Annotated in this window: 5 protein-coding genes; 4 read left to right on the plus strand and 1 reads right to left on the minus strand. The window is 72.4% G+C overall.

Going from position 1 to position 6,832, the window contains the following annotated elements:
- Nucleotides 1-134 precede the first annotated feature (134 nt).
- The gene (gene ileS / locus ABT247_RS30375; protein ID WP_350748938.1) at nucleotides 135-3,317 is read right to left on the minus strand and encodes an isoleucine--tRNA ligase; all 3,183 of its coding nucleotides are present in this window, start codon (nucleotides 3,315-3,317) and stop codon (nucleotides 135-137) included.
- 627 nt (nucleotides 3,318-3,944) lie between these two features.
- Between ileS and ABT247_RS30380 the strand changes: the two genes are divergently transcribed.
- From ABT247_RS30380 to ABT247_RS30395, 4 genes are all read left to right on the plus strand, one after another.
- Nucleotides 3,945-4,409: a TraR/DksA family transcriptional regulator gene (locus ABT247_RS30380; RefSeq protein ID WP_350748941.1), complete on the plus strand. Its 465-nt coding sequence runs from the start codon at nucleotides 3,945-3,947 to the stop codon at nucleotides 4,407-4,409.
- 163 nt (nucleotides 4,410-4,572) lie between these two features.
- Nucleotides 4,573-5,292: a signal peptidase II gene (lspA, locus tag ABT247_RS30385; protein ID WP_502892531.1), complete on the plus strand. Its 720-nt coding sequence runs from the start codon at nucleotides 4,573-4,575 to the stop codon at nucleotides 5,290-5,292.
- Nucleotides 5,293-5,357: 65 nt separating this feature from the next.
- Nucleotides 5,358-6,296, plus strand: coding sequence for an RluA family pseudouridine synthase (locus ABT247_RS30390; protein ID WP_350748946.1), 939 nt, complete (start codon nucleotides 5,358-5,360; stop codon nucleotides 6,294-6,296).
- Between the two features lies 1 nt (nucleotide 6,297).
- Nucleotides 6,298-6,759: a GNAT family N-acetyltransferase gene (locus ABT247_RS30395; RefSeq protein ID WP_350748949.1), complete on the plus strand. Its 462-nt coding sequence runs from the start codon at nucleotides 6,298-6,300 to the stop codon at nucleotides 6,757-6,759.
- Nucleotides 6,760-6,832 lie beyond the last annotated feature (73 nt).

Genomic DNA, 6,832 nt, shown 5'->3' on the forward strand with positions numbered 1-6,832 from the left:
GACGCTGAGGTACATGCGGTCCTCGCCGCCTGACGTCGACGCCGTTGCGGAGTACCGGCTGTTGGGGTGGAAGGCGTCAACGAGGGCATCCGGCTCGCCGAACGAGGAGCCCGGCGGCGGTCCGGTCGGTCGGGTCAGGCCTTGCGGAGCTGGAAGGCCAGGCCGAGGGACTCGTCGCTGAAGGTCTCGGAGTCCCAGTCGGCCGCGCCGGCGGCGAAGTCGGTGGCGAGGACCTCCTCGGCGACGAGGGGGCCGTGCTCGGCGATGGCTTCGGCGGTCTCCTCGGAGGTGGCCCGCCAGCGCAGGACGATCCGGTCGGCGACGTCCAGGCCGGAGTTCTTGCGCGCCTCCTGGATCTGGCGGATGGCGTCGCGGGCGATGCCGAGGCGCCTGAGCTCCGGGGTGATGGCCAGGTCGAGGGCGACGGTGGCGCCGGACTCGTTGGCGACGGCCCAGCCCTCGCGCGGGGTCTCGGTGATGATCACCTCATCGGGGGAGAGGGTGATCGTCTCGCCGTCGAGCTCGACCGAGGTCCGGCCGTCGGCGCGCAGTTCGGCGGCCAGGCGGGCGGCGTCGGTGGCGGCGACCGCCTTGGCGACGTCCTGCACGCCCTTGCCGAAACGCTTGCCCAGGGCGCGGAAGTTGGCCTTGGCGCTGGTGTCGACGAGCGAGCCGCCGACCTCGGCGAGGGACTCCAGGGCGGAGACGTTGAGCTCCTCGGCGATCTGCGCGCGCAGGTCGGCCGGCAGCTCCTCCCACCCCTGGGCGGCGACCAGCGCGCGGGAGAGCGGCTGGCGGGTCTTCACGCCGGACTCGGCGCGGGTGGCCCGGCCCAGCTCGACCAGGCGGCGCACCAGCGCCATGTGCCGGGAGAGTTCGGCGTCGATCAGGGCCTCGTCGGCGACCGGCCAGGAGGCCAGGTGCACCGAGGCCGGGGCGTCCGGGGCGACCGGGACGACCAGGTCCTGCCAGACCCGCTCGGTGATGAACGGGGTGAGCGGGGCCATCAGGCGGGTGACCGTCTCCAGCGCCTCGTGCAGGGTGGCGAGCGCGGCCGCGTCGCCCTGCCAGAAGCGGCGGCGGCCGCGGCGGACGTACCAGTTGGAGAGGTCGTCGACGAAGCCGGAGAGCAGCTTGCCGGCGCGCTGGGTGTCGTACGCCTCGAAGGCCGCGTCGACCTCGCGGACCAGGGTGTTCAGCTCGGAGAGCACCCAGCGGTCCAGCTGCGGGCGGTCGGCCGGGGCCGGGTCGCCGGCCGAGGGGGCCCAGTTCGCGGTGCGGGCGTAGAGGGCCTGGAAGGCGACGGTGTTCCAGTAGGTGAGGAGGGTCTTGCGGACCACCTCCTGGATGGTGCCGTGGCCGACCCGGCGGGCCGACCAGGGCGAGCCGCCGGCCGCCATGAACCAGCGCACGGCGTCGGCGCCGTGCTGGTCCATCAGCGGGATCGGCTGCAGGATGTTGCCCAGGTGCTTGGACATCTTGCGGCCGTCCTCGGCCAGGATGTGGCCGAGGCACACGACGTTCTCGTAGCTGTTCCTGTCGAACACCAGGGTGCCGACGGCCATCAGCGTGTAGAACCAGCCGCGGGTCTGGTCGATCGCCTCGGAGATGAACTGCGCCGGGTAGCGCTTCTCGAACAGCTCCTTGTTCTGGTACGGGTAGCCGTACTGGGCGAAGGGCATCGAGCCCGAGTCGTACCAGGCGTCGATCACCTCGGGCACGCGGGTGGCGGTGCCGCCGCAGTCGCGGCAGGCGAAGGTGACCTCGTCGATGAACGGGCGGTGCGGGTCGAGGCCGCTCTGGTCGGTGCCGGTCAGCTCGGTCAGCTCGGCCAGCGAGCCGACGCAGGTCAGGTGGCCCTCCTCGCAACGCCAGATCGGCAGCGGGGTGCCCCAGTAGCGGTTGCGGCTGAGCGCCCAGTCGATGTTGTTGTTCAGCCAGTCGCCGAAGCGGCCGTGCTTGACCGTCTCGGGGAACCAGTTGGTGGCCTCGTTCTCGCGGATCAGCGCGTCCTTGACGGCGGTGGTCCGGATGTACCAGGACGGCTGCGCGTAGTAGAGCAGCGCGGTGTGGCAGCGCCAGCAGTGCGGGTAGCTGTGCTCGTACGGCACGTGGCGGAAGAGCAGGCCGCGCTCCTTGAGGTCCGCGACCAGGGCCTCGTCGGCCTTCTTGAAGAACTGGCCGCCGACCAGCGGGACCTCGGGGGCGAAGGTGCCGTCGGCGAGCACCGGGTTGACCACCGGCAGGCCGTACTTGCGGCAGGTCGCGAGGTCGTCCGCGCCGAAGGCGGGGGACTGGTGGACGATGCCGGTGCCGTCCTCGGTGGTGACGTAGTCGGCGTTGAGGACGAAGTGGGCGTCCTCGATCTCGACCAGCTCGAACGGGCGCTGGTAGGTCCAGTGCTCCATCTCGGCGCCGGTGAAGGACTCGCCGGTGGTCTCCCAGCCCTCGCCGAGGGCCTTGGCCAGCAGCGGCTCGGCGACGACCAGCTGCTCCGCGCCGTCGGTGGCCACCACGTAGGTGACCGCCGGGTTGACCGCGAGGGCGGTGTTGGAGACCAGGGTCCACGGGGTGGTGGTCCAGGCGAGCAGGGCCGCCCGGCCGGCCAGCGGGCCGCCGGTGAGCGGGAAGCGGACGTAGACCGAGGGGTCGACGACCGTCTCGTAGCCCTGGGCCAGCTCGTGGTCGGACAGCCCGGTGCCGCAGCGCGGGCACCAGGGGGCGACCCGGTGGTCCTGGACCAGCAGGCCCTTGTCGAAGATCTGCTTGAGCGACCACCAGACGGACTGGACGTACGACGGGTCCATCGTCCGGTAGGCCTCGTCCAGGTCGACCCAGTACCCCATGCGGGTGGTCAGCTCGGAGAAGGCGTCGGTGTGGCGGGTCACCGACTCGCGGCACTTGGCGTTGAACTCGGCGATGCCGTACGCCTCGATGTCCTGCTTGCCGGAGAAGCCCAGCTCCTTCTCGACGGCCAGCTCGACGGGCAGGCCGTGGCAGTCCCAGCCGGCCTTGCGGGCGACGTGGTAGCCCTTCATCGTGCGGTAGCGCGGGAAGACGTCCTTGAAGACGCGGGCCTCGATGTGGTGGGCGCCGGGCATGCCGTTGGCGGTCGGCGGGCCCTCGTAGAAGACCCACTCGGGGCGGCCCTCGGACTGCTCCAGACTGCGCTGGAAGATCTTGTTGTCCTGCCAGAACGACAGGATCTGGTGCTCCAGGGCAGGCAGGTCCACCTGCGCCGGGACGGGGTGGTACAGCGGAGCCGCGCGCAGCGCGTCGTCGGAAGGGTGGTGGTGGGTGACGGGTTGGGAGCTCATCGCGGGCGTCTACCTCCGGCGGATGCTGGGACTGGATCCTCCGGAGGGACGAGACGGACCGGCCGTCCCGCGGTACCACCCTCCTTGGCCGCGGTGGTGCGTTGCGGCCCTCTTGTTTGGGCTTGCAGCCGGTTCTACTGGGCCGCCGCGGGCTGGGCGGTGGCCGTTCTTCCGGCGGCTCCGGGGTGATCTTCCCGCCGTGCACACCCCCGGGCTCGCACCGTCCCCGGGTCGCTGGTGGCTGCGTACGTCGGTACTCGTCCCATCTGCGCCTTGCAGGGCCAGTGTATCGGCCGGGCGAGCCGGTTTGTCCAAAGCGTTTCCGGCGGGGGCCGCGGGTGCGCGGACGGGGGTGGTTAGGCGGGGGTGAGGTGGGCACAAGTCTCTCGTCGCGCGAGGCGTGGCGGCTGGGGCGGCTGCCTGGGTGGGATCATCGTGAGGCGTCGGTATGTCATGTTGTGACCGGTTTTGATCGGGATTATCGTTCCGGCACTGGAGGCCGCCGGGAACCGGCGGCTCGATTCGTTCGTAGATGGGGTCGAAGCCATGGCTGATAAGGCAACCGGCGCGGGTACCGCCACCAAGCGGGCACGCAAGGCCGTGGCGGCCGATCCAGGGGAGGGGACCGTGACCACTACCGCACCTCAGAGCAGCACCGACACCGTCACCGCGTCGCGCGGAGCCGAGGCCGTCGACCCGGCCACGCTGCCGGTCCGGCCGGGCGAGGACCCGTGGACGGCCGACGAGGTCCACGAGCTGCACGACGAGCTGATCAACGACCTGGAGCGGCTGCGCGGCGAGATCGACGCCGCCGACGCCGCCATCGCCGGCCTGATGCGCGACTCCAACGACGGAGCCGGCGACGACCAGGTGGACGCCGGTACGAAGAACATCTCGCGGGAGAGCGAACTGGCGCTCGCCAACAACGCGCGCGACAGCCTCGCCCAGACGGAGCGCGCCCTGGAGCGGCTCGAGGGCGTCGGCTTCGGCACCTGCGAGTCCTGCGGACAGGCCATCGGCAAGGCCCGGATGCAGGCCTTCCCCCGGGCCACGCTCTGCGTGCAGTGCAAGGCCAAGCAGGAACGCCGCTGAACCGGGCCACCGGGGCGACGCGGGGGGTCGGGCTTGCCGTACGCTCGACCCCGTAACGTCGCCCGACACGTCCGAAGCGGTTCCCCGGCGGATTCCAGGGCGGCAACCGGCCCAACACCCTCCCCCACCTCCTGCGGGGGGAGCTCCATCGGCAGCGGAGCGGATCATCAGTACGCAAGGTTCCCCTCAGACCCGGGACGGTGCCGTCCCGACCCCCGCCGATGCCGTGGAGGTGGCCGTGGCCGATCCCACCGAGCCCGCGGCCGCGGCCGACGGCGAGGCGGCGGCCGGTGCGACGGCCGTGGAGAAGCCCCGGGGGCCGCGGCGGATCGGGGTGCTGCTGGTCGTCGCGGTGCTCGCCTTCCTGATCGACCTGGGCAGCAAGCTGCTGGTCGTCGCCAGGCTGGAGAACCACGCCGCGATCAAGGTCGTCGGCGACGTCGTCACCCTCCAGGTCATCCGCAACTCCGGTGCGGCCTTCGGCATGGGGCAGGCGCTGACCGTCGTCTTCACGATGATCGCCTCCGCCGTCATCGTGGTGATCTGGCGGATCGCCCGCCGGCTGTACAGCCTGCCCTGGGCGCTCGCCCTCGGGCTGCTGCTCGGCGGCGCGCTCGGCAACCTCACCGACCGGCTGTTCCGCGCGCCGGGCGTCTTCCGCGGACACGTCGTGGACTTCATCTCCGTCCAGCACTTCGCGGTCTTCAACCTCGCCGACTCGGCGATCGTGTGCGGCGGGATCCTCGTGGTGCTGCTCTCCTTCAAGGGCAGCAACCCGGACGGGACCGTGCACCACCAGGCCGGCAAGGGCGACGGCGGCGACCGGGCCGGCAAGGGCGACCGGGACGACAGGGGCGGCCAGGGCGGCGAGACCGGGAAGTAGGGCCCCGGCCGCCTCCGGACCGCCGGCGGGAAGGGCGGGGCCGCCTTTCCGGCATACTCGTACGGGTGAGTACCGCAGCGCAGATCCGCAGCCTCCCCGTACCCGACGGCCTGGAGGGCGAGCGCCTCGACGCCGCCCTCGCCCGGATGTTCGGCTTCTCCCGGACGAAGGCCGCCGAGTTGGCCGCCGAGGGCAAGGTGACGCTCGACGGCGCCCTGGCCGGCAAGTCGGACCGGGTGACCGCCGGTTCCTGGCTGGAGGTCGAGATCCCCGCCCCCGCCGCCCCCGTGCAGATCGTCGCGGAGCCGGTCGAGGGCATGCGGATCGTCCACGACGACGACGACATCGTGCTCGTCGACAAGCCGATCGGCGTCGCCGCGCACCCGAGCCCCGGGTGGACCGGCCCCACCGTCATCGGCGGCCTCGCCGCGGCCGGCTACCGGATCTCCACCTCGGGAGCGGCCGAGCGGCAGGGCATCGTGCACCGGCTCGACGTCGGCACCTCCGGGCTGATGGTGGTCGCCAAGTCCGAGCGGGCGTACACCGACCTCAAGCGGCAGTTCCACGACCGGATCACCGAGAAGCGGTACCACACGCTGGTCCAGGGGCACCCGGACCCGCTGAGCGGCACGGTGGACGCGCCGATCGGGCGCCACCCCAGCTCGGACTGGAAGTGGGCGGTGACGCGGGACGGCAAGCCGTCGATCACCCACTACGACCTGATCGAGGCGTACCGGGCGGCCTCCCTGATGGCCATCAAGCTGGAGACCGGCCGGACCCACCAGATCCGCGTCCACATGTCCGCGCTGCGCCACCCCTGCGTCGGGGACCTCACCTACGGCGCCGACCCGACGCTCGCCAAGCGGCTCGGGCTGACCCGGCAGTGGCTGCACGCCGTCTCGCTCGGCTTCGAGCACCCGGCGGACGGGCAGTGGGTCGAGTTCAGCAGCGAGTACCCGGCGGACCTCCAGCGGGCGCTGGACGTCATCGCGGCGGAGAGCTGACGTGCGGGCGGCGGTACGGGTCGCCGAGGGGGAGGCGGACCTGGCGCTGGCCCGCGAGGTCCGGCGGCAGGTGTTCGTCGTCGAGCAGAACGTGCCGGAGGAGCTGGAGTACGACGAGTACGACCGCACCTCGCTGCACCTGCTGGCCGTCGGCGCCGACGGCGCGGCGCTCGGGACCGCGCGGCTGATCTTCGGGGAGCAGGCGCTGAAGCTGACCGGAGGCGTCGAGGGGCGGGTGCTGCTCGGGCGGCTCGCGGTCGTCGCCGCCGCGCGGGGCACCGGGCTCGGGGCCGAACTGGTCCGGGCGGTCGAGGCGGCGGGGCGCGAACACGGCGCCACCGAGGTCGAGCTGCACGCCCAGGTGCAGGCGCTCGGGTTCTACGAGCGGCTGGGCTACCTGGCCGAGGGGCCGGTGTACGACGATGCGGGGATACCGCACCGGACGATGACCCGGGTGCTGTAGCCGGGCCCGGCTTCGTCGGCTGCGGGCCCCGGCCCTGCGCCGTGCGCGGTCCCCGCGCCCCGCCGGGCGCGGG

Source organism: Kitasatospora sp. NPDC001539 (genome assembly GCF_040298565.1).
Taxonomy (GTDB): domain Bacteria; phylum Actinomycetota; class Actinomycetes; order Streptomycetales; family Streptomycetaceae; genus Kitasatospora.